Source organism: Acinetobacter sp. WCHAc060006 (assembly GCF_004209135.1).
Classification (GTDB): domain Bacteria; phylum Pseudomonadota; class Gammaproteobacteria; order Pseudomonadales; family Moraxellaceae; genus Acinetobacter; species Acinetobacter cumulans.
Map to the genome: position 1 here is coordinate 1 of NZ_SGSS01000098.1, position 734 is coordinate 734.

Below are 734 nucleotides of genomic sequence, written 5' to 3' on the forward strand. Positions count from 1 at the left end.
TAGGCTCTAGACTAGCAGATTTACACTTAATTTTACCTAATGAGGTTCCACAGCTCAGTTGCTAACTCATTAGGTTCCCTCATCCAACGCCATTCAGTTTCTTTAAGATGATAATCAAAGTACTCTTTTGATATGCCGTTAAACTTTGCTAGCCTTCTTTTACAAAAGCTCCAAAATGATTCTATTCCATTTATATGACATTCTCCTCTAGCAAACTCATTTGCTCCGTGATTTACCCTAAAGTGCTTTGAATAACCCACATCAACAAGACCATTATAGCCACGCCATCCATCACTATAAATCACACTCTCAAGTGAAACTTTACCAATGATAACCTCTTGTAAAGTCTTCATTTTACAGTCAGGTACGATTTCAGTATAGACGCGCCCATTACGTTCGAATATTCCAAATACTGGCTGTTTTAGAGTCCCACGACCACGCTTTAACTTTCCATGAAACCCACGTTGCCTTTTCGCTCCAAAATAGCTTTCATCTACTTCTATTGAACCAACAAACTTAGCTCTTAAATCTGTTTGATGATCATAGATAGTTTCTCTAAAAAGCATGTACCAATAGTTAATCGTATTACGATTTAAATTGAGTAATAAGGCTGTTTTGGAAGCAGGAATATCAACACAAAAGCATTGAATAATTTTTTTAATCTTGTAGTGACTTAATTTACTGTTTTCTATCATGATTCTAGACTAACATAATCATTTTGCTAGTCTAGAGCC

Annotated in this window: 1 protein-coding gene; it reads right to left on the bottom strand. The window is 35.6% G+C overall.

Going from position 1 to position 734, the window contains the following annotated elements; genetic code table 11:
• Nucleotides 1-32: 32 nt before the first annotated feature.
• Nucleotides 33-695: an IS1595-like element ISAcra1 family transposase gene (locus EXE29_RS17355; protein WP_004783898.1), complete on the bottom strand. Its 663-nt coding sequence runs from the start codon at nucleotides 693-695 to the stop codon at nucleotides 33-35.
• Between the last annotated feature and the right edge of the window lie 39 nt (nucleotides 696-734).